Origin of the sequence: Actinokineospora globicatena, assembly GCF_024171945.1 — a bacterium.
GTDB lineage: Bacteria > Actinomycetota > Actinomycetes > Mycobacteriales > Pseudonocardiaceae > Actinokineospora > Actinokineospora globicatena.
The window spans coordinates 647,328-673,938 of sequence record NZ_JAMTCR010000004.1; the positions used below are offsets into that span (position 1 = coordinate 647,328).

Sequence of the window (26,611 nt, forward strand, 5' to 3'; positions counted from 1 at the left end):
GTGGGACGTCAGTCTGGAACGTCGCCGAGGCCGGTGAGCAGGGTGCGCAGGAGGTTGGCTAAGCGGTCGCGGTCTTCGAGGTCGAGTGGTGCCAGGAGGCGATTCTCGTTGTCGATGTGCCCGGCGAGGATCTTGTCGACCAGGGTTCGGCCCTCGGCGGTGAGGTCGATCAGCACGCTGCGGCGGTTGTCCGGGTCGACCTCCCTGGTCACCAGGCCCCGGGTGACCAGTCGGTCGACGCGGTTGGTGATCGCGCCGGAGGTGACCATCGACGCGGTGACCAGCCTGCCCGCCGTCATCCGCCCGGCCCGGCGCAGCGTGGCCAGGATGTCGAACTCCCAGAGCTGCAGGTCGTGCGTGGCGAAGTAGGTCGCCAGGCCCTTCTCCAGCAGTCGGGACGCCCGCTGGATGCGGCCGACGACCCCCATCGGCGCCGGATCCACATCGGGGCGCTCGGCGTGCCACTGCGCCAACACGCGGTCGACGTTGTCCACTCCAACTCCCAACCTGGAACTGTTCGCTGCCAAGGTATCAGACCACGGGTGACCTCTCGCGCGACGAGAACGCGTCGGCGTGGTCACGGATGAAGCCCGCCAGCCCGCGTGGCTCGTAACCCGTGACGTCCCGGAAGTCGGACGTGGTGAAGTCGCCCCAGCCGGACGCGTAAGCCCGCGCGTACTCGGTCAGCATCCCGACGATCCACACAGGCACGCCAACTCCGAGCAACCGCGCCTCGATCTCAGCGTCTCCAGTCGGAAGATAGTGGACCTGCCTGCCGAGGACCGCGCTGAAGACCGCCGCGACCTCAGCGAACGAGAGCGACTCCGGGCCGGTCGGGGTGTAGGTCCGGCCGTGGTGGGTGTGCGGACCTGCGGTGAGCACCACGGCGGCGAACTCGGCGATGTCGCGCACGTCGATCATGCCGAGTCGACCGCCGCCGTGTTTGAGCCGGAACGCGCTTCGAGTCGCGATGTCGTCCGCCAAGATCGCCGACGAAGGAGTGGATTCCCCATCCGGCAAGGCCTTGCTCTCATCGCGCACTAGCGCCCTGATGGTCAAGCCAGAGCCGCGAAGCGCGTTGATCAACGCTGTGGAGACGGTGCCAGTAGCGCCGGTGATCAGTACTGTGCGGTCCACTGTGTCTAGTTCCTCGCCTGGTGGACGAGTGAACGCGCGGTCGCGGGGGACAGTTGCGCGGCGGCGATCGCCAACAGCGCGAGTGCGAACCCCAAGCACTGCAACGGCGTAAGCGTCTGTCCTAACACGACCCACCCCAGCACGGCCGCGACAACCGGCGACAGCAAGGCGAGGAACGACACCGCCGTCACCGGGAGCCTGCCCACTCCTTGGAACCACAACACATACGCGATCGCGGTCCCGACGATCGCCAACCACGCGTACCCCGCGAGCGCGGCGACGTCCGGCGCGGGCGGCAACCCTTCGACGAGAAACGCGACCGGTGCGAGCAGTAGACCACCGGCCGTGAGTTGCCACCCGGTGAACGCCACCGGCCCAACCCCGTCGGGCCGCCCCCACCGCTTCGTCAACACAACCCCCGCCGCCATCGACCCCGCCCCACCCAACCCAGCCGCGATCCCCATCATGTCAACGGGAATCGCCCCCCGGAGCACGATCAACCCAACCCCCACCACCCCGGCGACCCCCCACCCCAACCGCCACCGCGTCACCCGCTCCCCGAGCAGTGCGAAAGCCAACCCCACCACCAACAACGGCTGCACCGCCCCCAACGTCGCCGCCACCCCACCCGGCAATCGGTACGCCGCCACGAACAACAACGCGTTGAACGCCCCGATGTTCAACACCCCCAACACCGCCACCCGCCCCCACCACACCCCGACCGGCCCCCTCCGGCTGATCAACAGCAACACCACCCCCGCGGGCAACACCCGAATCACCGCCGCCCCCAACGGAACCCCCGCGGGCAACAACTCCGTCGTCACCAAGTACGTGGTCCCCCAACTAACCGGCGCCACCGCCGCCAACCCCGTATACCCCCACGTCCGAGCCACCCCACACCCCCAACATCTCAACATTGAACTGTCTCGACCCTAGCCACCCATCATCTCGACGTCAAACAGTTCAATGTTGAGAGAAGTTTCCTGGTGCGGCGAGCGACGACCACTCGATGCTGGTCAACGCCATCGTCGTGGTCTTCGACCACCGGGGGACATTCGATCCCGCCCTGCTGCACGGCGAACTCGTTGACTACTCGGCCGTGGGGGAGTTGATCATCTCCAATGACCAGACCTCGGCTGACGAGGACCAACCCGTCGATGGCCAGCAGCGCTCAACGGCCGAGACGCGTCGCTCGCGGGGCTCCCGTTGGCGATCACCAGCATTCCTCGCCGACACGGAGGAGCAGCCGACGCGCGGACCGACGGTGCTGTCGACACGCCGCCTCTGCGCCGGGTCATCGAGAGCCTGAAGCCCGACACGGCCTGGACATCCGGTTCATGGGTCTTCGCGGACGGCAGTCAGTGCGAGTGGAACGCTCCGAGCCTGTCGAGCCGCCTTGGGAGTCACCTGTTGTGGCTGGTCAATGGCCACTCGTAGGTATCGCTGAGGCCCAGCACGTATGCCCCTAGAGCGTTGAGACTGATCGCCACTAGACCGTCGTAGCGGCTAAGAGCGTCCAAGTCGTCACCGCCCCAGTTGTCGCGGTAGTCCTCACGGGCGCCGTCAGGGTGTACGTAGTCGACGTCGATCAGGCCTAAGGTCGCGGCGTACTCGAACAGCACGGCGAGGGTGTAGCGCCCCTCAAGCAGTTCCCAGTCGTCGTCGCCGAGGCCGCCGTAGTAGGGATCGACCAGGTATAGGTCACCCACCAGCTTGTAGTTGAGCGCGATGGTGGGATCCAGGCCGTCCCGTTGCATGCGCTCGAACAACGCGTCCACGTCCACCCACTTGCCCAGCCTGCAGGTGGCCAGCGCCGCGGCGACCACCTTCCGGCGTGGCGTCGCATCGGTCAGCGCCTGCTCCGGACCCTGGATCTCCTCGATCCGGCTGAACTCGTCGATCACCCCGTCGGTGAGCCAGCTCTGCCACAACCCGCGGATCACGTCGGCAGCAGGCTCCGTCAGCGCCGCCTGCCCGCTGGGGGTCAACTGAAGCTGGATGCCCTCCACCCGCGCGAGCCCACCGGCTTGCAGCAGCAACGGCCACGCGAACGCCGCGATGGGGTCGTCCTCGTAGAAGTCGCCGTTCGCCAAGTGCGTCTCGACGACGTGGATCCCCGAAGCCAGCGGGAGACCGGTCTTGCGACCGCACTTGATCTCCCCGGCGGCGCACAGCTCCAACACGGTCCGCAAGTTCGCGACGGCCTCACCTTCGGTGAACCGCACCCGTTCCTCAAGCACGCAGTCAGGTTCCCACAGCGGGTCGCGACGACCGCACGGCTCCTGCGCTGGCGGTGACGACCAAGGCGATGGCGACGAGGTCGGCGGCGTTGAGGGATTGGCCCAGGACGAGGTAGCCCGCTGTGGCCGCGACGGCGGGGGCCAGGCTCACCAGGATCGCGAAGGTCGAGGAGGGCAGTTTACGCAGGGCCAGGAGTTCGAGCGTGTACGGCACCACGGAGGAGAGCAGGGCGACGAGGGCGCCGAGGCCGAGGGTGACCGGGTCGAGGAGGCTGGACCCGGCGTCGGCGATGCCGATCGGGAGGGCGAGGGTGGCGGCGACGCCCATGGCCAGCGCCAGGCCGTCGGCCTTGGGGAAGTGGCTGCCGGTGCGGGCGGACAGCAGGATGTAGGCGGCCCACAGCGCGGCCGCGCCCAGGGCGAACGCGATCCCGGCGGGGTCGAGCTGGTCGAACCCGCCCCGGCCCAGCAGCGCGACGCCCGCCAGCGCCAGCCCGGCCCACAGCCAACTCGCCGCCCGCCGCGCGGTCACGACGGACAGCACCAGCGGGCCGAGCACCTCCAGCGTGACCGCCGCACCCAGCGGGATCCGCGCGATGGACTGGTAGAACAGCATGTTCATCCCCGCGATGGCGACCCCGAACCCGACGACCACGGCCCAGTCCGCCCGCCGGTACCCGCGCACCCGGGGACGGCACAGCGCCAGCAGCACCACGGCGGAGATCGCCAGGCGCAGCGTCACGATCCCGGCGGCGCCCGCGCGCGGGAACAGGACGGCCGCCATCGCCGCGCCGAAGGTCTGGAACAGGAGCCCACCGAGCACCAGGGCCATCCCCGCCGAGGCCCGGGCCCGGGGGAGGGGACGGACGAGGACCACGGGGGCGGCGATGTCGACCTGGCTCATACCGCCGACGCTAGGTGCCGCCAGCCACGAGGTGAAATGCCGGTTCACCAGCGGTTATGCTCAGCGGTAATGACCGTCGAGCTCAGGCACCTGCGGGCCTTCCTCGCCATCGCCGAGGAGGGCGGCATCACGCGCGCCGCCGTCCGGCTGCACCTCACCCAGCCCGCCCTGTCCCGGATGCTCAAGGCGCTGGAGGACCACCTGGGCGCGCGGCTCGTCGACCGGTCCACCCACCACCTGCGCCTCACCGACGCCGGTCACGCGTTCCGCACCCGCGCCGCCACCGCCGTGGCCGCCGTCGACGCTGCCCTCGACCCCCAACGCGCGGGCACCTGGCCCCTGCGGGTCGGCCACGCCTGGTCCGCCCTCGGCCAACACACCACCACCGTCCTGCGGCGCTGGGGCACGACCCACCCGAGCATGCCGCTGGAACTCCTGCGCTTCGACGACCGCACCGCGGGCCTGAGCCAGGGCCGGGTCGACGCTGCCCTCTTGCGCGTCCCCCCGAACACCCCGGGCACCCGAGCGACCCTGCTGTTCACCGAGCCCCGCATGGTCGCCGTCCCGTCCGACAGCGCGCTGGCCACCCACCCTGACCTGGTCCTGGCCGCCCTGACCCACGAGATCATCGTGGTCAACCCCGTCTCCGGCAGCACCACGCTCACCCTGTGGCCCCCCGAGACCCGCCCCACCACCGTCCTCAACGTCGACAACACCGACGACTGGCTGGCGGCCATCGCCTCCGCCCGAGGAATCGGCGTCACCTCATCCGCCACCGCCACCCTCCACCCCTACCCCGGCGTCACCTACCTCCCCCTCACCGACGCCCCCGCCCTCCCCCTCCACCTCGTCTGGAACAACCCACCCAGCCACCCCGCCGTAACCACCCTGGCCGACTTCATCCGCGAGATAGCCCAATAGCGTCATCCCGCTGAGTTCTCCTCCGCCCTAGACGTGAGGAACGTGAGAAACCGAACAGCGCTCGGTGCGGAAATGTCCACTATCTGTCCAGGATTCTTCGAGTCTCGTATTCCCAGGCCTCGCGGAGTTCGGCCGACCTCGACGCAGTTGAGAAACGCCTCGCTGCGGGTGCTTTTCCGCCAGACCGTGCGAAACGGGGTCATGAAAGCCTCCAGACTGAGCCGGTAAATGGCTCGTCAAGTATTCCGCTGGTTCGCCGGGAATGGCATCCGCTGCCTGGGTGGTGCGGAATCCGGCGCTCCGCCTGGCGCACGCTGCGTGTTCGCGCGCGCATGGTCCGTGACCAGCGGCGGAGCGGCCGCGTCGACCGGACGGTTTCCGCTCGTCCCGTGATAGCTTCGCTGTCACTGACTCGCGGGCAGTGACGGCGCGGTGGTGTGGAAACCACCCCCGGCGCGGCCTGCGCACCGGATCCCCCACCCCGGAGGCTTCACTTGGCGAACACCCCTGTCCCCTCGATCGACGGCTTGCGCCTGGGGGCGGAGCTGCGGAGGTTGCGGGAGCTGGTCGGGCTGACGCAGCAGCAAGCCGCCGCGGAGCTCGGGTGGTCGGCGCGCACGCTGATCCGCAGGGAGAACGGCCTGGAGGGGTTCACCGCGGCGACCGTGTACGCCCTGATCGGGGTGTACCGGGTGACCGATCAGGCTGATGTCGCTCGGCTACTCGCCTTGGCCGAGGAGAGCAGGCGGCCTTCGCCCTACAGCAAGTACCGCGGGGTCGTGCAGCCGCCGTTCCTCGCCTTCTTGGCGCTGGAGGGGGCCGCACGGGTGATCCGACAGGTCCACACCGTGCTGTTACCCGGGCTGTTGCAGACCGACGACTACACGCGCGGGCTCCAGCCGATCGATGACACCCCCGCGGACCACCTGGCCCAGCAACTCGAGCTGCGGCGCGCACGGCAACGCCAACTGGAAGCCGACCCGTCCCCCGCGTACACCGTCATCCTCGACGAGTCGGTCCTGCACCGGCAGGTCGGTGGCCCGGAGGTGATGGCCGGGCAGTTGCGGCACCTGCTCCGACTCATCGACGAGGGCAAGGTCGACGTGCGGATCATCGAGTACTCGGCGGGGGCGCACCCGGGCCTGCGGGAGTCCTTCGCGATCTTCGACCTGGCCCCGGAGAGCACCGCCTTGGTCCCCACCAACACCGTGGTATTCGTCGACCACCCCGTGCACAGCGCCTTGGTGCGCGATGACGACAAGCGCATAGCCGGATACGGGGCGACGTTCGACGCGCTGACGGGCATCGCCCTCACCGCTGAGCGGAGCACCCGCCGCATCGCCGACGAGCTCGCCCGATACCCCATCTCGTAGTCGCCCCGCAAGTCAGCGACACACCCGCGCCGCGCCTTTCCCTACCAGGAGTTCAGCGATGACCGAGCAGGCTGGCACGTCACCGCCACCAGCCGATCCGGGGGACGAGAAGAAGTCCCCCGAACTACGTGAGGACGCGCCTGTTGCCAAGAAAGCTCGGCGACGCCCGATCAGCAAACCCCATGTGCGACCGACGCTGTGCGAGATAGTTGCCAAGGCTTTTGGCAACGTTATCAGTTCTGACGACAAGACCCGTCGCGCAAAAGATATCCTGAATACCATCATGGCCTGGCTTGTGGTGCTCGGCGTGCTAGTGGTGGCCGCCGTTATCGTAATTAAGGGTGACGTGTCGTGGAAATTCGCCTTTTCCGCTGCTGGCGGACTGGCCACGCTGGTCAGCCTGGTCGTCGGAGGAGTCCGTTGGTCCAAGAGGAAGTCTCAGCGGAAATGACGAACGCGAACGGATTGGAGTCATCGCGGTAATGACTCGGTCGCCACACAACCCGGCTAGTGCGGCGACGGCGATGGCAACTCCAAGAGGAACTCCCCAACTCCCCGGCCCGGTCGGGTCATGCGTCAGTATGGCCGCGGCGACCGCGGCGAGCCCGGCGGCGGAGCAGTAGACGACCGCCGCCGCCATCCGATGTGGATTTCGACCGGTCATGACCTCGGACTCCGGGTGATCGTGTCCGCAACTGGCACGGAAGACATCCTTTCAACGGGCCCGCGTCCCCGCCTCCCCTGGCGTGGACGACTTCCCGGCGCTGAGACTACGGCAAACGGCGGACGGGATCGCCGTGCGAGCGCGGCAATCGCTTCCCCGATTGAGTGATCATTGACCACTCCTGGTTGCTCACCGTGGTCCACCTTCGGCCTGCTCACCCAACCACCGCCCGCCGTCGATAGTTGATCTTGGCACGCGCGCCGCCGACATTCAACGCCGACGTTACGAAGCAAGGGTCGCCGGATGGCGCTCTCGTGTTACGTCGTGGCCCCGCGACCTGCGCGAACGGCGCGGAACTGGCGGACAGCGGTTGGCAAAGATCCAGGTGAACTGTCAAATTTGAGGAAAAGTCGCCAAGAGCGCCTGGGCGTGCGGACGCTCGCTTGAGCATCGCGAATATGGCGGATTCTCGCTGAACGAGGTCGATGGCGCGCGCCCGCCCCGCGGTTCGCGTTTTACGCATTGGGGCAATATTCGCCATTTTGCGTCCGGATCAAGGCCACATGACTAAGCCGCCGGTCCAGGGGGCGGTGAGGTCTTGGGGGGTTAGGCGGACGTTGGTGGCGGCCTGGATGGCGAGGATCGTGCGTTGGGTGGGGGAGAGGTGGTCGTCGGGGGAGGTTAGGGCGGTGAGGGCGGAGATGTAGTCCGTGTTCTCCGCTCCCCACCGCCTCAGGGAACGAGGGTTGAGGCTGGTGACTGGTTCGCCGTTGAACGAGGTCAGGACTTCGACGTTGTTCGGGTCGGTGAAAGCGGCGCACGAGACGCCGTTGCCAGCGGACAGTTCGGTCAGCAGGTCCGGGTCCATCCCGACCCAGCCGGTCAGCCCGTCGAGTTCGAGCACGAGCGTGCGACCCGGCCGGACTTGCTTGGCCAGCAACAACACGCCGTCGTCGGCGCTGTTCGCCAGTCGGGTGCTCGCTTGCCCCAAGCCGTCGGGCAAGTCCCGTTCGTCGGCCACGCCCATCAGTTCCAGGGTGGCGTCGACCGGCATGTCGGTGACGAGCAAGCACCACCCCTCGCCGAGCAGGGTCGTGGGGTCGAACGGATCAGCCACCCTCGTCCTCCCGGTTACTGGACGTGCACGTAGAAGCGGTCGTTGCTGTTGAACGGATCCTCGAGGTCGTAGTCCCACTGCAGGATCCGGTCGTCGACATAGTAGACGCGGACTTTCCCGCCTGCGGCGCGGTTGTGCGAGCGCGGCACTGCCTTGACCGAGAAGTCCCAGTCAGGGTGGGCAGCGCCCTCCAGCGTCGACCCCATCGGGTACTCGTCACACTCATCCGGGATCGACGTGTCCGGCGGCACCGGCAACCCGATGTCGCGGTAGAGGTCCGCGTAGATCCCGGTTCCGTAGCAGGCGCCGTTCTTGTGCGCGTCGTTCTCCTTGTCCTCGGTCGGATGCAGCTGCGGGCTGATCCGGTGCAGCCCCGGCGCGTTCTCGTCACCCGCGATGTACTTCCCGGGGATCCGCTTGTCGCGCGGCGGCGGCACACCGTCCGGCACGAGCCGCGGATAGGTCTGGTTGGGCGCATCCTGCGCTTGCAGGATGTGCAGCGAAACCAGGTAGTAGTTCGACGCCGGGTCAGTCGTGAAACCCGCCCGTGGCGTGACTTCCGCGAACACGCACGCGTGCGGGTACGTCGTTGTGCCGTGCCGGAAGTACGTCGCCGAGTCGCACCGCAGCGCCCGTTGCGGGCTCTCCCCGCGCTTGATGGTCACGAACGGCGGGAAGTCGGTGAACAGCTCCACGTACTCGTGGTTGTAGGAGATCACGTCCCGACCGACGCCGGACCCGGGCTTGTTGTAGACGTCCCACGACTGCCAGGTGGTCTGGTTGTCCCAGTACGCCCACGGGAAAGTCACTCCGCCACCGCTAGCCGCGCACACGGAGAACGACTCGCGGCACTGCCCGATGATCGTCAGCGGCACGTTCGGCGCCAGCCAGATGTTGTCCCACCAACCCCAGTCGTAGTCGACCGAGTCCCGCTGGATCCGGGCCCACTGCCGGGCGCGGCGCTGCTTGTCGTCGGTCTGGGTGAACAGCTCCAGCGTCGCGGTCGTGGTGCCCTCCTTCTCGACCGGGACGCCGTTGCGGATCGTCCAGTACTCCGCCTCGACCCCGATCCGTTGGCAGTGCGTGAACCTGTTGTGGATCCGCCCCATCCCCGGCGCCGACTCCGGCGCCCCGAAGCACTCATCGAGCAACCTGCGGTTCGGCTCGTTGAGCACCGGCGGTGGCGGGGCGGCGGTGACCGCACCAGGATTCCGCTTCGTCACCCGCTCCGCAGCCGCCTCTGTAGCGCGCGCCTGCTTCTCTGCCGTGGCGGGCTTCTGTGCGGGCTGACGTTCCCGCTGATCATCACCCGGCGTCCGCGGCGCCCGACCTTGTTGCTGTGGGCCAACCTTCTGCCCCGCCCGGGCCTGCGCCCGCATCTTGTCCAACTCGCCCTCGTCGATCCCCACCCGCATCTTGATGACCGCGGGCCCCTCAGACGCCTCGACCCGCGCCGCCGCAACCCCCGGTGTCACCCCGGCCACCAGCACAGCAGCCACCACAACCCCAACCCGCCGTCTACGCCATAACATTGTTCTCCCCAACATCTCGTCCTCACCGAACCGAGGAAGCCCGAGGTCGGCCTAAATTCCCCCGACCCCCTCGGGAAATTGGCCCAACCATCCTCGCACGCCACCCCCGCGACCACCCGAAATTCCCCGGAAACAACCGGTCCTGCCGCCCGATCCCATTCAAGCCACACGCCTGGCCGTTTCCATGGCTAAACTCGAAGAATTCCGCTCGAATTGATCATGTAGCACCACGCACGTGCCTGCGTGTCCGTTCGTGTTGATCAACAAGCGGGGGCAGTCGCACGTTGCAGGCGGACCGTGATCCCGGGTGGGAGGTTTGGCTGGTAGCGGCTACGTTGGGGGAATGGGTGGAGTGCGGTCTTATGGCGTTGTTGCGGAGTCTGCGGGGGCGCCGGGTGTTGTGTGGGCGTTGTTGCTTGATGTCGACACGTGGCCTGTGTGGTCTCGGGTCGATGAGGCGGAGGACAGCCCTGGTGGGCGGGGTGGAGGTCGGCACGTTCCGCACGTTCCGGACTGGGAAGGTGGTGACGAAGGAGCGGATCACGGTCCTGGAGGCTGAGCGGCGGTTCGGGTACGAGGGTGTGGTGAATCCGCAGCTCACCGGCTACCGGGCCACGGTCGACCTTGCGGAGTTGCCCAACGGTGGGACGCGGATCCGTTGGCGTGGCACGTACACCGCGCGCTGGGGGATGCGGTGGTTCATGAAGCCTTATCTCCAGCGCTGCATGTGGAGTATCGCGACCGGGTTGGCTGACCACGACGCGCGCGCGGACCCGAGGTAGCGATGATCCGCATCCACCTGGGACCTCTGACGTTGGCGCGCACCAGGATCGCGATCAGCCCGCTCAACGAGTCCGTCGCCGCGCTGGAGTTGCTTCACCGGTACGGCTCGCAGGCGCCCTGGCCATACACTGAATGGGCCCGGCGCGCCTGGGAGATCCTGCGCACGGTGCCGCAAGTCGCCGCGCTGCACGTCCACCTCCACTTGGCGGAGGCGGGGCGCGGGCAGCGGACTCCGGATGTGTTCGAGCCCATGCCCGAGGTGTCCGAACCCGAACTCGGCCAGGAACTCGACGCGCTACGAGAGACTCCGCGTGAACTGGTGGAGGTCCAGTTCGCCACGCATTGGCCGGGTAGTGTACCCGACTTTCTCGTTTCCTACCAACGTGATCACGTCAAGGCTTTCGCCGCGCTCGCCAACGCGCCCGGATGTCTCCGCCGCTGGTGGTCGCCGCCGAGCAGGCCGAGGTCGCGCTGAGGGTGTTCGCCGAGGCGATCGACGCCTGCCGATGAGCAAGCACGTGTTCTCCCGTTCCCCTGGTCACCGACTTCCTTTGGTGGTCAGGGGAACGGGGGCGGAGTTGTTCGATGAGGACGGACGGAGCTATCTCGACGGATCCGGGGGCGCGGTGGTCAACTCGATCGGCCATGGTGTCACTGAGGTCGTCGACGCCATCGCCGCTCAGGCCGCCGCTGTCGCCTACGTGCATGGCACCGCGTTCGGTTCGGAGGCACTGGATGCCTATGCCGACGAACTCGCACCACTGTTGCCTGTGGACGATCCCCGGATCTACCCGGTGTCCGGCGGCAGTGAGGCTGTGGAGACCGCGATCAAGCTCGCGCGGGCCTACCACCTGGGTCGCGGCCAGAACCGGTCCGTGATCATCGCGCGGCAGGGTTCCTACCACGGCAACACCCGTGGTGCGCTGGATGTTTCCGGTCGAGCTGGTCTACGGGCGCCTTATCTGCCGTGGCTCGGGCACGCCTTCCACACCACGCCGCCGTACGAGTACCGCTGCCCGTTCCCCGACGTGCACCCGGGCGGGTGCGCTGTTAGGCACGCCGAGCACCTGGACCGGGTCATTACCCAGATCGGTCCGGACCAGGTGGCCGCGTTCATCGCCGAACCAGTGTCCGGCGCGGCCCTCGGCGCTTGTGTTCCGCCTGCGGAGTACTGGCCCGCGATTGCCGAGGTCTGCCGCGCCCACGGTGTGCTGCTGATCGCTGATGAGGTGATGACCGGCTTCGGCCGCACCGGCCGCTGGTTCGCCTGCGAGCACTGGGGCCTGCGGCCGGACATCCTCGTCGCGGCCAAGGGCGCAGCCTCCGGGTACTGGCCCCTCGGCCTCACCGTGTGCTCCGGCGAGATCCACGACACCGTGGCGGAATCCGGTTTCACCCACGGCTTCACCTACTCCCACCACCCTGTCGGCGCCGCCGCCGGACGGGCGGTACTAGGTGTCCTGCGCGACTTGGTGCCCACTGTCGCCGACCGCGGCCGGGACCTCGGCTTGGCACTGCACCGCGAACTCTCCACCCACTGGGCCGTCGGCGACATCCGCGGCATCGGCCTCCTGCGCGCGGTCGAACTCGTCCGCGACCGCGACACCCGCCAGCCCTTCCCCCGCCACGACCGAATCGCCGAACAGATCATCGCCGCCGCGAAAACCGAAGGACTCCTCCTCTACCACGCAACCGGCAACACCAACGGCCACGACGGCGACCTGCTGCTCTTCGGCCCCCCGCTCGTCGTCACACCTGAGCAAGTAAGAGACATGGCCCACCGCTGCGCCACAGCGATCCACGACGTCCTGGGACCCTGACGCCAGTATCGGGTTCCCACATAGTGCCCAATTCGCGCCGAGACTTTACGGAGGTGGGTGTCGGCGCGAACCACAATGCGACCTACCCACGCCATTCGGCCGAGTGACACCACAACGGCTGCCCCGGCCTTCCCAGCTCGCGCCAGTGGCCTCGTGACGGAGTGCCGCTCCCGGTCTCGGTGGCGGGACCGCGCCAGCATCCCGATACCGTGGAGCAGGAAGACCGACCATGTCGAGGGTCACCGGTCGTGACCCGATCGGCGCTCGACACCGGGGTGCGCGCAGGCACTAGGCTGGTGGTGCAGCAGGTTCGGTCGCCGTGCGTTGACGTGCGGTGATCGAGGCAAGAGGGAACCCGGTGTGAGTCCGGGACTGCCCCGCAGCGGTGAGTGGGAACGACCGCCGTCACAGAGCACTGGGTGCGAGACCTGGGAAGCGACGGCCAGTAGGCACGAGTGTGGCGCCCGCGAGTCCGAAGACCTGCCCGCTGCGCGCCCCGTGACCGCGGGGCGCTGGCTGAGACCTCGCGGGTGGGTCGTGCCGAACCAGGCCCCTGGTGGTCTGCTTCGCCGTGCGCGCCTCCCGCGGTGGTCCATGTGGACTCGCGAAGGAGAGGCCCGTGACCAGCACGAACACCGGCGGCGCGACCGTGTACGGATACCCGCGCCAGGGTGCCAACCGGCAGTTGAAGAAGGCGACCGAGGCCTACTGGGCAGGCCGGACGGACGCTGACACCTTGCTCTCAGCCGCCCGGGACCTGCGGCTGGGACGGCTCGTGGAACTGCGCGACGCCGGGCTGGACGAGATCCCGAGCAACGACTTCTCGCTCTACGACCACGTCCTGGACACCGCGTGGCTGGTCGGCGCGATCCCGCGGCGGCACGCGGCGGTGGGGGAGGGGCTGGACCGCTACTTCGCCATGGCGCGCGGCGCGGCCGACGTCCCGCCGCTGGAGATGACCAAGTGGTTCGACACGAACTACCACTACCTCGTCCCCGAGTTGGGGCCGGACACCGAGTTCACCCTCGACCCGACCAAGCCGCTCTCCGAGTTCGCCGAGGCGCTCGAGCACGGGATCCTCACGCGGCCGGTGGTCCTGGGTCCGATCAGCTTCCTGTTGCTTGCCAAGGACCCGACCGGCACCTCCGAGCCGTTGGCCCTGCTCGACCGGTTGGTGCCGCTGTACGTCGACCTGCTCGGCCAGTTGCGCGCGGCGGGGGCGGAGTGGGTGCAGCTGGACGAGCCCGTGCTCGTCACCGACCAGCCCGCGGCCGTGTTGGAGCGGGTGGCGGAGACCTACGCGGCGCTGGCGGCGGAACGGGTGCGGCCCAAGATCCTGGTCGCCTCGTACTTCGACCGCCTCGGCGACGCGCTGCCGGTGCTCGCCGACTCCCCTGTCGAAGGTCTGGCGATCGACTTCACCGGTCCCGCCACGGCCAACCTCGAGCACTTGGCGGCCATCGGGGGCGTGCCGGGGAAACGGCTGGTCGCGGGCGTGGTCAACGGTCGCAACATCTGGGCCGCCGACCTCGCCGCCGCGTTGACCACGCTGGACACCCTGTACGGGTTGGCGGGCTCGCTGGACGTGTCGGCGTCGTGTTCGCTGCTGCACGTCCCGCTCGACGTCACCCTGGAGCGCGACCTGCACCCCGAGATCGCGGGCTGGCTCGCGTTCGCCCGGCAGAAGGTCGCTGAGGTCGTCACGCTGCGCGTCGGGCTGGCCGAGGGGCGCGCCGCGATCGCCGAAGCCCTGGGGGACAACGCGGACCGGCTGGCGTCGCGGGTCGGCTCGCCGATCGTGCGGGTGCCCGAGGTGCGGGACCGGGCGGTCACGGACGCCGACCTGCACCGCGCGTCCCCGTACGAGAAGCGTCGTCAGGCGCAGCAGGCCCGGTTGGCGCTGCCCGACCTGCCGACCACCACCATCGGCTCGTTCCCGCAGACCAGCGAGCTGCGCAAGGCCCGCGCGGAGCTGCGCGCGGGGCGGCTGTCGGACGAGGCGTACGAGGACGCGATGCGGGCGGAGATCCGCTCGGTCATCGCCGCGCAGGAGGAACTCGGGCTCGACGTGCTGGTGCACGGCGAGCCGGAGCGCAACGACATGGTCCAGTACTTCGCCGAGCAGCTCGCGGGGTTCGTCGCCACCCGGCACGGCTGGGTCCAGTCCTACGGCACCCGCTACGTCCGGCCGCCGATCATCGCCGGTGACGTGTCCCGTCCCGCGCCGATGACCGTCGAGTGGTCCACCTACGCCGCGAGCCTGACACCGCGTCCGGTCAAGGGAATGCTCACCGGTCCGGTCACCATGCTGGCGTGGTCGTTCGTGCGCGACGACCAGCCGGAGGCGGAGACCGCGCGCCAGGTCGCACTGGCGCTGCGGGACGAGGTGGCGGACCTGGAGCGCGCGGGCATCGCCGTGATCCAGGTCGACGAACCCGCGCTGCGCGAGACGCTGCCGTTGCGCCAGGCCGACCGCGCCGCCTACCTGGAGTGGGCGGTGACGTCCTTCACGCTCGCCACCGCAGGCGTCCGCGACGAGACCCAGATCCACACCCACATGTGCTACGCCGAGTTCGGCGACGTCCTCCAGGCCATCATCGACATGGATGCCGACGTCATCAGCCTGGAAGCGGCCCGCTCCAACATGGCCATCATCACCGACCTCACCGCCGCCGCCTACCCCAACGAAGTGGGCCCCGGCGTCTGGGACATCCACTCCCCGCGCGTGCCCTCGGTCGAGGAGATCATCGGCCACCTCCGCACCGCCACAGCCTCCTTCCCCGCCAACCGCCTCTGGGTGAACCCCGACTGCGGCCTCAAAACCCGCGGCTACCCCGAGGTCCACGCAACCCTCACCAACCTCGTCGCCGCCACCGCCACAGTCCGCTCCGATCTCTAACAACCGCCCGTGCGGTGGGTGGACACCCATCCACCGCACGGGCGTGCTTCGCCAAGAGCGACGGGGTTCATGCCACGCGAAGGCAGAGAATGCCCGCTGGATCCAGGACATCGCCCAACATCTTCAATCCTGCGATCGGCCTTCGCTCACTGCGTCGGAATGTCCACATGTGACTCCGCTGAGATGATCGAGTCTCATCTGAATGAACAGCCGGAATTGTCAACCGATCGTTCTTACCGGCTGTTGGTGGTCGAGGCGTACTTGGCGCTTTGACGCGCCGCAGACCGGTGTGTCGTTGGGCAGTTGTGTGTGGGTTCTGACGGGGATCGGGTTGTTGCGAGCTGCCTCATTCGTCATGACGCGAACATCCGCGTCTGTCGATGCGCGCGCTACGGGCCGTCCCGCAGTCGTGCCGATAGTGGGATATCCGGGGGTGTCAGCCGTTGAGCGTAGGCTGCACGCTCATTGCGACATCGAGTACTGGGGAGCGGCGCGGTGGGTACCGGAGACATGAGCAGCTATGAGCGGACGGCGTGGGACGAGCTTGCTGCATGGCGGGTCGACCGGTTGCCGTCGGCGGAGCGGCACGTGCTGCCCCAGGTGGTTCGTGGTGGCCTGGCCAAGGCAGGCGAGCTCGGCCGTGGGAGAGTCGACGGGATTCCCGGTGCGCAGCAGCTTGTCGGCACCCTCGGTCAAGCACTCGAGGGCATGCTGAGCGTGGTGAACAAGGCGGCGGAGAAGAGCATGCGGCGCAGCGTCGTCCTCGCTGCCTATGCCAAGCGCGGCCACGTCCTGACCGACATCGAGGACATCCGCAAGCTCGACCTCAAGGTGGTCGACAAGGTCAAGCCGCGCCTCGGCCTGCGCTATGCCTCCGGCACCGCGGTCACGGGCGCGGCCACCGGACTGGCTGTGTCCGGCGGCGAACTGCTGGCCACGGTCGGCACGGTGGCGAGTGCGGGAGCGGCCGCAGCACCCGGCGCCGGAACGGTCATCGCAGCGCTGGCCGCGGATGCGGCCGCGACGCTGGGGGCGATGACACGCGCCGTCGCCCGCACGGCGGCTTTCTACGGCTACGACACCAGACATCCGGAGGAGCAGGTCTTCGCCCTCGGTGTGCTGAACTTCGGCCTGGCTCGGCAGGCGGGCAAGAGTGCCGCCTACCTGGAGCTCAACAAGATCGTGCAAGCGTTGGCGCGCAACGCGACCTGGGCGCAGTTGAACACGAACAGCGTCACCCGTGTCCTGCACGTCGTCTACCAACGGCTCGGCTTGCGCCTGACCAAACAGAAGCTCGGTCAGGCGGTACCCATCGCGGGCATCCTGATCGGTGCCGGTCTCAACGCCCGGCTGCTCGCCAAGCTGGCAGACGACGCCGACAGGCTGTACCGCGAACGCTTCCTGCGCGACAAGTACGGGCTCCCCGACGACGGTGTCCAGCCCACTCCCGCTGCGGACGACAACCCCGCCGACCAGATCCTCATCGCCGAGATCGTCAACGACGAACTCGACACCGAAGGCCGTGACGCCCGCAACGACGAGCAGCGATAGCGCAATGCCCGGAGGGCTAGCCGGATCCGGCTACCATTCGGACGGTGGCACACTCACGATTGACGAGCGGCAGCCGGAGTCCAGTCGTCTAGTTATTGCCCGCCTTCACGTAGCCCAAGGCGTCGCGGTCCTCCTGCCTCGAGCCAGACCATGACCCACGTGAAAGATCCGGGTTAGCGGCCTGTTCAGACCCAAGCCGCGTCGATACCGCGAGCACGCAGCATCTCCAGCGGCTCCTCGTCGCCGGTGTAGAACAGTGTCATCGACTTCAGGTTGGGGAAGTGCCGCAGGTCGGCGAACTCGTTGATCTCGAACAGCTCGTCCTCGCCGTCCCAGCCCGGCGCGATCTCGAGGTAGATCTTGTTGCCGCCGTCCATCTCGATCTTGGTGATCCGCTCCGCGAGCTCGACGGGGACCTCGAGCGCCGCGAAGTATGCCAGTGCCGCAGGCACCACCTCGCCGCTCCAGGCGTTGTAGGTGAAGCCTTGCTCGACGGCGTACTCGGTCAACCTGAACCTCGGCAGAAGGCCCTGGTTGTACATCAGCTCGTGGACGACGGCGAGCTTGAAGTTGACGTCGGTGAACGGAATCGGTTGGCCCATGCCCGAATCATAGAGGTGGCGATCGCACGAATCGGCCCGCAACGACAAGCGGCTCCAAGGCAAGGTGGCCGACATCGCTCGCAAGCTCGACAACGTCCGGCGGCAAGCCGAGGACGCCGATCCCCGTGACCCCTTCACCCAGGGCCTTCGCCAGCGCTACAACGACCTCGACACCGAACGCCAGGCGGCGCTGGGAGCGATCAACCAACTCGACCAGCAACAGGAGCCAACCCAGCCCAGCCTCGACCAACTGGACCTCATCGACGCCTTGCCCTACCTGGCGATCAACCTCGACCAGGCCCCAGGACCCCTGCTCGAACGATTGTTTGACCTGACCCAGTTGACGGTGCGGATCCACTACGCAACCAACGAAGCCACCCTGAAAGTCACACTCCCCGCCGACGAGGTGCACGCCATCGCCGAGATCGGGCAGGCGGTGGCGGAGAGGTCGCTAGGACACTGTGGCGACTGCCCTGAATCGGCAGGTGATGGCCAGTGTGCAACCTGTGCGTGCCCCCGGTGCGATTCGAACGCACACTGGACGGATTTTGAGTCCGCTGCCTCTGCCGGTTGGGCTACGGGGGCGTTGGCGGTGACTCTACGGGATGGGGGTGGCGGGGTGTTGGGGTGGTCACGGGTGGTGGGGAGGGGGTGGGGGCTACCTGGCGGTAAGCTGGGGGCTCTGGGTTGGGTCGGGTGTTGAGGAGGACCAGCGGTGACTGAGGTGGTTGCTGAGGGTCGGTCTGTCCCGCGGCGGGTGTTGGTGGCCGAGGACGAGGCGTTGATTCGGCTTGACCTGGTGGAGATGTTGCGGGAAGAGGGGTACGAGGTCGCCGGGGAGGCGGGGGATGGGGAGGAGGCTGTTCGGCTGGCTGGGGAGCTTCGGCCGGATTTGGTGATCCTGGATGTGAAGATGCCCAGGATGGACGGGATCGAGGCGGCGACGATGATCGCGGGGGAGCGGATCGCGCCGGTGGTGATGTTGACGGCGTTCTCGCAGCGGGAGTTGGTGGAGCGGGCGCGGGACGCGGGGGCGATGGCGTACCTGGTGAAGCCGTTCGCCAAGCACGACCTGGTGCCCGCGATCGAGTTGGCGGTCAGCCGGTTCGCCGAGGTGCAGGCGTTGGAGAACGAGGTCGCCGGGTTGACCGAGCGGCTGGAGACGCGGAAGGTGATCGAGCGGGCCAAGGGGCTGCTGATGGCCGCCCAGGGGTTGTCCGAGCCCGAGGCGTTCCGGTGGATCCAGCGCACGGCCATGGACCGGCGGACGACCATGAAGGCCGTCGCCGAGGCCGTTGTCGACACCATCAACTAAGACACCATCAACTAGGACACGGTGAACTGACTCAGGACCGATCCCCGGGTCCCCTGCGTCCCGATCACCCGGACCTCCACGGTGTGCTCACCGACCGCGCGCCCCGTCAGCCCTACTGGGATCGCATAGCGCCCACCGGGTGCCCCTGTGTGTGCCGACGTAGGCAGGCTCGCCGTCATCCGGCCGTCCACCCAGACCTGGAACCCTTGCACGCCCTCTAGTCCACCTGTGTCCCACTGCGCCGCCGCGCCCGCGAGGTTCACGGTCAGGACCAGCCTCCCTTGCGCGGGCACGGTAGGAGTCGCTAGAGGCCGCCCGGTCGAGTCCCCGAGAGTGAGTCCGGCTGTGGGCAAGGCGTTGACGGTGGGGCGTAGGCGGTCGGTACGCGCGGGCTGCGTGGTGGTCCTTACAGACGCCACTGGCCCGGGTACCAGTTCCAAATAGCTCTCTTGCACCAACGCGCCCTCACCAGCCCCCGGCGCGCGGACCACTAGAGGCGTCAACGAGTCAGGCCCACTCCCACCCAACAACGACTGCGGTACGTCAGCCACCACAGTCACCACCGAACCGGCCTCTATAGGCGGTGGTGCTACCGGGCGTGCGGGCAGCATCGACGTGCCCAGTTGGATCTGCGTGCGGCTGACATCCATCCCCGTGGACATCACCATCGTCACCACAAGACGCGCAGACAATGCTGTCGCCAATGGACGGCGCAAGATCCCGGCCGACGGTGCCGTCGCTGACGGGTCCAACACCTGCCGCGTAGCCAGGTTCACCGGCGTCTCCACTACCTGCGGCACAGGCGACGCCAGCCCCGTGAACCCCACCGTCGCCAGATGGACCCGTGCGCGCCGCCCCTCCGGACCCCGCACACCCACCAACAACCACGCCGACCGCCACGACGGCACCACAGGCGACGACGCGATAACCCTGCCGTCCTGCGACAGCGTCACCCCCGTAGCGGTCACCCGGACCTCGAACAAGTGCAGCACCCCGGCACCGCGTGGACCGGGCGTCGCGACGAACTCGTCCTGCTCACCGACCCGCGCGCCCGTGTCGTCCACGACCGCCCGCACCGTCCCCGGCGGCAACGACCCGCCGCCCGCGGTCGACCCCACCCGGTCCGCCGGTCCGGGCACCAGGTCCAGCGTCAGCCGCCCGCCCGGGCCCGCCGCGTCGGTCAGCACCGCCACCCGGCCCAGCTCGCCGTCCGGAGTGGACTCGCCGAGCAGCACCGGCGCCCTGGCGCGCAGCACCGCTTCGTCCGCCCCGCAGCCGAGGTCGATCGGCAGCCCGACCTCCGCCGCCGCCCGCGCGCCGAGGTCGACGCACCCGCGGTAACCGGACAGGTGCCACAGTGACCCGACGGTGTCCGCGCGCAGCGTCGAATCGTCGGGGAAATCGTCCAGGAGGCCGGTCAGCCCGGCGCGCCAGGAAGTATCACCCGGTCCGGGATTCCCGATTGCCGCCGCGGGCCCCGAAACCTGGCCGAACGCGTCCACCGCGCGTACCTCGATCCGGTATTCTCGGCCGTCCACGAGCCCGTCCAACTGGGTGTCGCGGGTGGCCACCAACCGGGTACCGGGTGACTGCCCCGCGCCGCTCCACCGCACCTCGTATCCCGTGGCCCGGGCCACTTCCGCCCACGACACGACCAGTCTGCCCGGTGCCTTTCCCACGACCACGTCACGCGGTGTGTCCGGCGGCGCCCCCTGCTCCGGTAGCACCACGTCGTCGGCGGCGTAGCGGCTAACTCGTTCCGGTGGCGGGATAGGCGCAGGTCCCGGCCTCGGCGGCTCGGCGGGCGCCCGCAACAACACCACGGCGGCACCGATCGCGAGCAGGGCGGAACCCCAGGCCAGGACCCGGTTCCGCAGTCGCACGCCCCGCACCCTAGGGCCGCCGGTGACGGTGTGTGACACGTTGTTGTGAAGTTGAGACCGGGTCGGTGTCGCGCTGTTCATGCCCGGATGTCCGGACTGCGAACACGACCCCGCACTTTCGTTGCAGTCTGGTCACGAGGAGCCCAGGTGCGTGACTACGTCGCATTCGGTCACTACTTTCCGGCGCAACCCTCCAACAGGTATGAGGGCGAGGTTCGGCATGCTTACACGCATTGTCCGGACGAAAGCGGAGAAGGGACATCACGTGCGAAACCAGACGGTGAAGGCCGCGGTGCTGGTCGCTGGCGCGTTGTTGCTCGCAGCCTGTGGCACGAACAAGACCGAGTCAGGCTCGGGCGGGGGGAACAACCAGAGCTGCGACCAGAGCAAGGGCACCCTGGTCATCGGCGTCATCGCGCCGCTGTCCGGCGGCCTGTCCGCGCTCGGCCTCGGCATCCGGAACTCCGCGCAGCTCGCGGCCGACCAGGCCAACGAGAAGTGCGCCGTGCCGGGCTACAAGCTCCAGGTGCAGCCGGAGGACGACCAGGCGACCGCCCAGGTCGGCGCGCAGGCGGCCACCCGCCTGTCGTCGAACGCCAACGTGGTCGGCGTGGTCGGCACGCTGAACTCGTCGGTCGCGCAGAGCGTGCAGCCGATCCTCAAGGGCAAGAACATCGTCCAGGTGTCGCCCGCCAACACGAACCCGTCGCTGACCCGGGGTGCCGAGTACGGCACCGCGCCCAAGCGCCAGTTCGAGAACTACTTCCGCGTCTGCGCCACCGACGACCTGCAGGGCCCGTTCGCGGCCAAGTACCTGGTCGGCAAGGCGGGCAAGAAGTCCATCGCCATCATCACCGACGGCAAGACCTACGGCGAGGGTCTGGCCGCGGAGTTCAAGAAGCAGGCCGAGAAGGACGGCGCCACCATCGTGGCCACCGCCAAGGTCGGCGAGAAGGACACCGACTTCAGCGGTGTCATCGGCACCATCAGCGGCTCGAAGCCGGACGCGGTCTACTACGGCGGTGAGTACCCGCAGGCCGGTCCGCTGTCCAAGCAGCTCAAGGACGCGGGCCTCAACATCCCCGTGATGGGCGGCGACGGCATCTACGACGGCAAGTACATCGAGCTCGGCGGCAAGGAGGGCGACCTGGCGACCTCGGTCGGCGCGCCCACCGACACCCTCGACACCGCCAAGGCGTTCGTGTCCGCGTACAAGGCCAAGGCGTACAAGGACGACTTCAGCGCGTACGGCGCGTTCGCCTACGACGCCGCGAACGCCATCATCGGTTCGCTGGGCAAGGCCCTCACCGGTGGCGCCGAGTGGAGCGAGGCCAAGCGCACCGACGTGATCTCCAACGTGGGCACGTACTCCGCGGAGGGTGCGACCGGCGAGATCAAGTTCGACCAGTACGGCGACAGCACCAACAAGCTGCTGACCGTCTACAAGGTCTCCGGCGGCAAGTGGGTGGCTGACGAGACCGGCACCTTCGGCGGCTGAGCCGGAACTTTCTTGTCCAACCGCACGTGGCGGGGGCGGGCGCACCTGGCCCGCCCCCGCCGCTCTTGGAGGTAGACGTGGCCACGCTGCTACAGCAGCTCATTAACGGCCTGGTGCTGGGTGGCTTGATCGCGCTCATCGCACTCGGCTACACGATGGTGTACGGCATCATCCAGTTGATCAACTTCGCGCACGGCGAGGTCTTCATGGTGGGCGGGTTCGCCTCGCTCGCCACGTACTCTTACGTCCTCCCGGAGAGCTGGCGCGATCACGGTCACTGGCCGATCGCCCTGCCGTTGATGGCTCTCGGCGGTGCGGTGGTCGCCGTGGTGCTCGCCGTTGCCATGGAGCGCTTGGCCTACCGGCCGCTGCGCAACGCTCCCCGCCTGGCGCCGTTGATCACGGCGCTCGGCGTCTCGGTCATCCTCAAGGAGGCCGTCCGCCTGTGGTACCCGGGCGCGACCGCCCCCGTCCCCTTCCCCCGGGCCTTCGTCGACGAGCAGTTCCGCTTCCAGCTCGGCGAGGGCACCGTGACCATCGGTGCGACCGCGATCCTGATGATCGTGGTGTCGATCCTGGGCGCGATCATCCTGCAGACCTACATCACCCGGTCCCGGATGGGCCGCGCGATGCGCGCGACCGCCCAGGACCCGGACACCGCCCGGCTGATGGGCGTCAACCCGAACCGCACGATCGTGCTCACCTTCACCATCGGTGGCGCGCTGGCGGGCCTCGCGGGTGTGCTCTACGGCATCCACATCACCAACGTCGACACCGAGGTCGGTTTCCTCTACGGCATCTTCGCCTTCACCGCGGCGGTGCTGGGCGGCGTCGGCAGCATCAAGGGCGCGGTCATCGGTGGCTTCGCCATCGGCCTGATCAAGACCCTGTCCGGTCAGTACCTGCCCGGCGGCACGCAGTACGACCTGGTGTGGATCTTCGTCCTGCTGATCGTCGTGCTCGTCTTCCGGCCGCAGGGCCTGTTCGGTGAGCCGGAAAGGGTGCGCGCGTGAGCAAGCCTACGAACTCGGTGACGGGCTCCGTCGCCATCCCGCCCGGCCTGGCCAGGCCGCTGGGCATCGGGGGCGGGGTGCTCGCCATCCTCGGCGCGCTGCTGCCCTGGGTCACGTTCCTGCTCAACGACGGCGCGTACCCGGACAAGGCCACCCTCCAGTTCTTCGACGCGCCCTACGCCGTCAGCGGGTTCCGCCTGCACGTGCTGCTGCTGGGCGTCGTCGCGATCGTGGCGCACTTCATCCCCGTGCCCCTGCGCCGGGTGCTGCGCGCCCTGGGCTGGGGCCTCATCGGCGTCGCCGCGGTCAACATCGTCTTCCCGCTCGTCGACGGCGGTGGGTTCGGTGCGATCACCTCCGACGGCACCAACTTCGCCTTCGGCGGCATCGTGTCGCTGATCGCGGGCATCGCGCTGGTGCTGGCCGCCAAGACCGGCCCGCTCGAGCCCGTGCCGCAGTGGAAGACCTCGGTCCCGACGCTGGTCGCGTACGCGGTGCTGGTGGTCTCCTTCGTCGCGCTGCTGCTCGTGGTCGCGATGATGCTCAACGCGGGCGGCCAGGGCGGTGTCGGCAACCCGTACGCGGGCCCGATCTTCCTGTCCCTGCTCGCCTTCCTCGCCGGTGTCCTCGGTGCCCTGCACGGCATCGGCCTCACCGGCTGGATCTCCGGCCTGTCCGACAAGCACAAGTGGTTCAGCGTCATCGTCCTGGTGCTGGTGGCGCTCGCGCTGCCGTTCACCGAGGCGGGCACCGACTACTGGATGACCACCGCGGCCAACATCGGCGTCTACGCCGCGACCGCGATCGGCCTCAACATCGTCGTCGGCCTCGCCGGTCTGCTCGACCTGGGGTACGTGGCGTTCCTGGGCATCGGCGCGTTCGTCGCGGCGAACTTCTCCGGTGCCGCGGCGGCCGCGTTCGACATCGAGCTGCCGTTCGTGGTGGCCGCGATCATCGCCGCTGTCGTGGCTGGCATCTTCGGCGCCGTGGTCGGGTCGCCGACGCTGCGGGTCCGCGGTGACTACCTCGCCATCGTGACCCTCGCCTTCGGTGAGATCTTCAAGAAGGCCGCGCAGAACAACATCGGCGGCCTCACCGGTGGTGCCAACGCCATCCCGAACGTGCCGCCGATCAACTGGTTCGGCGCGTCGTTCGACGAGTCGCTCACCATCGGCTCCCTGGAGCTGCCCTCGGGCGTCCTGTACTACGTGCTGATCATCGTGCTGGTCGCGCTGGTCATGGTGGTGTTCGCGAACCTCAAGAACTCGCGCATCGGCCGCGCCTGGATCGCCATCCGCGAGGACGAGGACGCCGCGCGGGCCATGGGCATCAAGACCGGGCAGGCGAAGATCCTCGCCTTCCTCATCGGTGCGACGCTGGCGGGTCTGGCAGGCGCGGTGTTCGCGCACAAGACCTCCACAGTGGCCTACGACAGCTTCCAGTTCATCGAGTCGGTGACGCTGCTCGCGGCGGTCATCCTCGGCGGCATGGGGTCCATCCCGGGCGCCGTGCTCGGTGCCGCGCTGCTGCTGGTGCTGCCGGAGAAGCTGCGCGAGTTCTCCGACTACCGGCTCATGCTCTTCGGCCTGGCGCTGGTGCTGATCATGCGGTTCCGGCCGCAGGGCCTGGTGCCCGACCGGCACCGCAGGGCCGAACTCGCCGACGAGGGCGCCGACGGGGTGCCGATCGAGGAGCTCAACGTGCACGACACCCCCGGTGACGAGAAGGCGGTGACCCGATGAGCGCGACCCCGGTGCTCGCCGCCAACAGCGTGTCGATGGTCTTCGGTGGCCTCACCGCGCTGTCCAACGTCAGCCTGCGGTTGCAGGAGGGCCAGATCCTCGGGCTCATCGGGCCCAACGGCGCGGGCAAGACCACGTTCTTCAACTGCCTCACCGGCCTGTACTCGCCCACGACGGGCAACGTGCAGCTGCGCGGGCAGGTCCTGCCGACCGACCCGGCCGCGGTCACCGTGGCCGGTGTCGCGCGCACGTTCCAGAACATCCGGCTGTTCCCCAGCATGACCTCGCTGGAGAACGTCATGGTCGGGCGGCACTCGCGGATGAAGCAGGGCCCGCTGGCCTCGCTGTTCCACGGCCCGGCCTACCTCAAGGGCGAGCGCGACGCCCGCGACCGGTCCAGGGAGCTGCTGGAGTTCGTCGGGCTCGGCACCGTGCACGACGAACTGGCCCGCAACCTGCCCTACGGCGACCAGCGCAGGCTCGAGATCGCCCGCGCGCTGGCCACGGACCCGAAGGTGCTGCTGCTCGACGAGCCGACCGCGGGCATGAACCCGCAGGAGACTGAGGCGACCCGGCAGCTGATCTTCGCGATCCGCGAGACCGGCGTCGCGGTCGTGGTCATCGAGCACGACACGAAGTTCATCTTCTCGCTGTGCGACCACGTCTCGGTGCTCGTGCAGGGCCAGCTGCTCGTCGAGGGCACCCCGGACGTGGTGCGCGCCGACCCCAGGGTCATCGAGGCCTACCTGGGCAAGCCGCCGGACGAGGTGGAGGCCGAGGTGCGCCAGTACGCCGAGGAGGCCGCGCACGGCGGGCCGGAGTCGACGCAGGTCATGCAGCCGATCCGCGACCAGGACGGCCACGAGGGAGGCAACCGGTGACCGCACTGCTGGAGGTGCAGAACCTCAGCGTCGCCTACGGCGCCATCGAGGCCGTGCGCGATGTGTCGTTCGCGGTCGGCGAGGGGCAGATCGTCAGCCTCATCGGCAGCAACGGCGCGGGCAAGACCACGACGCTGCGCACCATCTCGGGCCTGCTGCGGCCCAAGTCCGGCAGCATCCTGCTTGAGGGCAAGCCGATCACCGAGCTCGCCGCGCACACCATCCTGGAACGCGGCGTCGCGCACTGCCCCGAGGGCCGCAGGCTCTTCGGCCGGATGACGGTCGAGGAGAACCTGCACCTGGGCGCCTACGTCCGCAAGGACAGCGGCGTCGCGGCGGACATGCAGCGGGTCTACGACCTGTTCCCGGTACTCGGCCAGCGCCGCACCCAGAAGGCGGGCCTGTTCTCCGGCGGCGAGCAGCAGATGCTCGCCATCGGCAGGGCCATGATGTCGCGCCCGCGCCTGCTCATGCTCGACGAGCCCTCCATGGGCCTGTCGCCGATCATGACGCAGCGCATCTTCGACACCATCAAGGACCTGCAGGCCCAGGGCACCACCATCCTGCTTGTCGAGCAGAACGCCCTCGCGGCGCTGGCGCTGTCCGACCGCGGGTACGTGGTCGACCTCGGCCGCACCACGCTCGAAGGCCCGGGACACGACCTTCTGGCCGACGAGCGCGTCCGAGCCGCTTACCTGGGCGAGGACTGAGGTTCGTTTCGTTCTGTGCGGGCCGC

26 protein-coding genes, 1 tRNA gene and 1 riboswitch are annotated in these 26,611 nt (G+C 68.6%); of the genes, 15 read left to right on the forward strand and 12 right to left on the reverse strand.

Annotation, left to right across the window (positions count from 1 at the left end):
• Window positions 1–8 precede the first annotated feature (8 nt).
• The 3 genes from LV79_RS21780 to LV79_RS21790 are packed head-to-tail and all read right to left on the reverse strand — an operon-like array spanning window position 9 to window position 1,961.
• Window positions 9–494, reverse strand: coding sequence for a MarR family winged helix-turn-helix transcriptional regulator (locus LV79_RS21780; protein WP_253840032.1), 486 nt, complete (start codon window positions 492–494; stop codon window positions 9–11).
• A gap of 37 nt (window positions 495–531) precedes the next feature.
• Entirely contained in the window at window positions 532–1,137 is a 606-nt protein-coding gene (locus LV79_RS21785) for a Rossmann-fold NAD(P)-binding domain-containing protein (RefSeq protein WP_253840033.1), read from the reverse strand.
• A gap of 5 nt (window positions 1,138–1,142) precedes the next feature.
• Complete coding sequence (locus LV79_RS21790; protein WP_372495391.1) at window positions 1,143–1,961, reverse strand: EamA family transporter; 819 nt, start codon at window positions 1,959–1,961, stop codon at window positions 1,143–1,145.
• A gap of 185 nt (window positions 1,962–2,146) precedes the next feature.
• Here LV79_RS21790 and LV79_RS21795 point away from each other — a divergent pair, with 185 nt between their 5' ends.
• A complete protein-coding gene (locus LV79_RS21795; protein ID WP_253840035.1) occupies window positions 2,147–2,446 on the forward strand; it encodes a hypothetical protein in 300 nt (99 codons plus the stop codon).
• Window positions 2,447–2,540: 94 nt separating this feature from the next.
• On the opposite strand, the gene LV79_RS21800 is transcribed toward LV79_RS21795, so the two are convergent.
• Both LV79_RS21800 and LV79_RS21805 read right to left on the reverse strand, forming a co-directional pair.
• Window positions 2,541–3,377 carry a hypothetical protein gene (locus LV79_RS21800; RefSeq protein WP_253840036.1) on the reverse strand — a complete coding sequence of 279 codons (837 nt, stop codon included), beginning with the start codon at window positions 3,375–3,377 and terminating at the stop codon, window positions 2,541–2,543.
• A 4-nt stretch (window positions 3,378–3,381) separates the two neighbouring features.
• Window positions 3,382–4,281 (reverse strand): EamA family transporter, encoded by a 900-nt coding sequence (locus tag LV79_RS21805; protein WP_253840037.1) that lies wholly within the window; start codon window positions 4,279–4,281, stop codon window positions 3,382–3,384.
• A 69-nt stretch (window positions 4,282–4,350) separates the two neighbouring features.
• Here LV79_RS21805 and LV79_RS21810 point away from each other — a divergent pair, with 69 nt between their 5' ends.
• On the forward strand, window positions 4,351–5,202 hold the full coding sequence (locus tag LV79_RS21810; RefSeq protein WP_253840038.1) for a LysR family transcriptional regulator: 852 nt from the start codon (window positions 4,351–4,353) through the stop codon (window positions 5,200–5,202).
• Between the two features lie 2 nt (window positions 5,203–5,204).
• On the opposite strand, the gene LV79_RS21815 is transcribed toward LV79_RS21810, so the two are convergent.
• Entirely contained in the window at window positions 5,205–5,405 is a 201-nt protein-coding gene (locus LV79_RS21815; protein ID WP_253840039.1) for a DUF397 domain-containing protein, read from the reverse strand.
• Between the two features lie 291 nt (window positions 5,406–5,696).
• Between LV79_RS21815 and LV79_RS21820 the strand changes: the two genes are divergently transcribed.
• Window positions 5,697–6,575: a helix-turn-helix domain-containing protein gene (locus LV79_RS21820; protein WP_253840040.1), complete on the forward strand. Its 879-nt coding sequence runs from the start codon at window positions 5,697–5,699 to the stop codon at window positions 6,573–6,575.
• 58 nt (window positions 6,576–6,633) lie between these two features.
• A complete protein-coding gene (locus LV79_RS21825) occupies window positions 6,634–7,026 on the forward strand; it encodes a hypothetical protein (protein WP_253840041.1) in 393 nt (130 codons plus the stop codon).
• A 766-nt stretch (window positions 7,027–7,792) separates the two neighbouring features.
• Here LV79_RS21825 and LV79_RS21830 read toward each other — a convergent pair.
• Window positions 7,793–8,356 carry a hypothetical protein gene (locus LV79_RS21830; protein WP_253840042.1) on the reverse strand — a complete coding sequence of 188 codons (564 nt, stop codon included), beginning with the start codon at window positions 8,354–8,356 and terminating at the stop codon, window positions 7,793–7,795.
• 14 nt (window positions 8,357–8,370) lie between these two features.
• Window positions 8,371–9,855 (reverse strand): hypothetical protein, encoded by a 1,485-nt coding sequence (locus tag LV79_RS21835; RefSeq protein WP_253840043.1) that lies wholly within the window; start codon window positions 9,853–9,855, stop codon window positions 8,371–8,373.
• A 506-nt stretch (window positions 9,856–10,361) separates the two neighbouring features.
• On the opposite strand from LV79_RS21835, the gene LV79_RS21840 reads away from it, so the two are divergent.
• From LV79_RS21840 to LV79_RS21860, 5 genes are all read left to right on the forward strand, one after another.
• Window positions 10,362–10,670, forward strand: coding sequence for an SRPBCC family protein (locus tag LV79_RS21840; protein ID WP_308208954.1), 309 nt, complete (start codon window positions 10,362–10,364; stop codon window positions 10,668–10,670).
• A gap of 2 nt (window positions 10,671–10,672) precedes the next feature.
• Entirely contained in the window at window positions 10,673–11,146 is a 474-nt protein-coding gene (locus LV79_RS21845) for a hypothetical protein (protein WP_253840044.1), read from the forward strand.
• A 31-nt stretch (window positions 11,147–11,177) separates the two neighbouring features.
• Window positions 11,178–12,491 (forward strand): aminotransferase family protein, encoded by a 1,314-nt coding sequence (locus tag LV79_RS21850; protein ID WP_253840045.1) that lies wholly within the window; start codon window positions 11,178–11,180, stop codon window positions 12,489–12,491.
• A gap of 289 nt (window positions 12,492–12,780) precedes the next feature.
• Window positions 12,781–12,993, forward strand: a riboswitch (cobalamin riboswitch).
• A 117-nt stretch (window positions 12,994–13,110) separates the two neighbouring features.
• Complete coding sequence (gene metE, locus LV79_RS21855) at window positions 13,111–15,390, forward strand: 5-methyltetrahydropteroyltriglutamate--homocysteine S-methyltransferase (RefSeq protein ID WP_253840046.1); 2,280 nt, start codon at window positions 13,111–13,113, stop codon at window positions 15,388–15,390.
• A gap of 510 nt (window positions 15,391–15,900) precedes the next feature.
• Window positions 15,901–16,941: an EcsC family protein gene (locus LV79_RS21860; RefSeq protein WP_253840047.1), complete on the forward strand. Its 1,041-nt coding sequence runs from the start codon at window positions 15,901–15,903 to the stop codon at window positions 16,939–16,941.
• Between the two features lie 185 nt (window positions 16,942–17,126).
• Here the strand turns inward: LV79_RS21860 and LV79_RS21865 are convergent, their stop codons facing one another.
• From LV79_RS21865 to LV79_RS21875, 3 genes are all read right to left on the reverse strand, one after another.
• On the reverse strand, window positions 17,127–17,543 hold the full coding sequence (locus LV79_RS21865; RefSeq protein ID WP_253840048.1) for a DUF6892 domain-containing protein: 417 nt from the start codon (window positions 17,541–17,543) through the stop codon (window positions 17,127–17,129).
• Between the two features lie 7 nt (window positions 17,544–17,550).
• Entirely contained in the window at window positions 17,551–17,901 is a 351-nt protein-coding gene (locus tag LV79_RS21870; RefSeq protein ID WP_253840049.1) for a hypothetical protein, read from the reverse strand.
• 153 nt (window positions 17,902–18,054) lie between these two features.
• Window positions 18,055–18,128, reverse strand: a tRNA-Leu gene (locus LV79_RS21875).
• 130 nt (window positions 18,129–18,258) lie between these two features.
• Between LV79_RS21875 and LV79_RS21880 the strand changes: the two genes are divergently transcribed.
• Entirely contained in the window at window positions 18,259–18,858 is a 600-nt protein-coding gene (locus LV79_RS21880) for an ANTAR domain-containing response regulator (RefSeq protein ID WP_253840050.1), read from the forward strand.
• Window positions 18,859–18,869: 11 nt separating this feature from the next.
• On the opposite strand, the gene LV79_RS21885 is transcribed toward LV79_RS21880, so the two are convergent.
• The gene (locus tag LV79_RS21885) at window positions 18,870–20,741 is read right to left on the reverse strand and encodes a fibronectin type III domain-containing protein (RefSeq protein WP_253840051.1); all 1,872 of its coding nucleotides are present in this window, start codon (window positions 20,739–20,741) and stop codon (window positions 18,870–18,872) included.
• A 265-nt stretch (window positions 20,742–21,006) separates the two neighbouring features.
• Between LV79_RS21885 and LV79_RS21890 the strand changes: the two genes are divergently transcribed.
• From LV79_RS21890 to LV79_RS21910, 5 genes are all read left to right on the forward strand, one after another.
• Entirely contained in the window at window positions 21,007–22,239 is a 1,233-nt protein-coding gene (locus tag LV79_RS21890) for a branched-chain amino acid ABC transporter substrate-binding protein (protein WP_253840052.1), read from the forward strand.
• 77 nt (window positions 22,240–22,316) lie between these two features.
• Entirely contained in the window at window positions 22,317–23,252 is a 936-nt protein-coding gene (locus LV79_RS21895; protein WP_253840053.1) for a branched-chain amino acid ABC transporter permease, read from the forward strand.
• The gene (locus LV79_RS34610) at window positions 23,249–24,994 is read left to right on the forward strand and encodes a branched-chain amino acid ABC transporter permease (protein WP_253840054.1); all 1,746 of its coding nucleotides are present in this window, start codon (window positions 23,249–23,251) and stop codon (window positions 24,992–24,994) included. Before LV79_RS21895 ends, LV79_RS34610 begins: the two co-directional genes overlap by 4 nt.
• Complete coding sequence (locus LV79_RS21905; RefSeq protein ID WP_253840055.1) at window positions 24,991–25,875, forward strand: ABC transporter ATP-binding protein; 885 nt, start codon at window positions 24,991–24,993, stop codon at window positions 25,873–25,875. Before LV79_RS34610 ends, LV79_RS21905 begins: the two co-directional genes overlap by 4 nt.
• Complete coding sequence (locus tag LV79_RS21910) at window positions 25,872–26,585, forward strand: ABC transporter ATP-binding protein (RefSeq protein ID WP_253840056.1); 714 nt, start codon at window positions 25,872–25,874, stop codon at window positions 26,583–26,585. The genes LV79_RS21905 and LV79_RS21910 overlap by 4 nt, the downstream gene beginning before the upstream one ends.
• Window positions 26,586–26,611 lie beyond the last annotated feature (26 nt).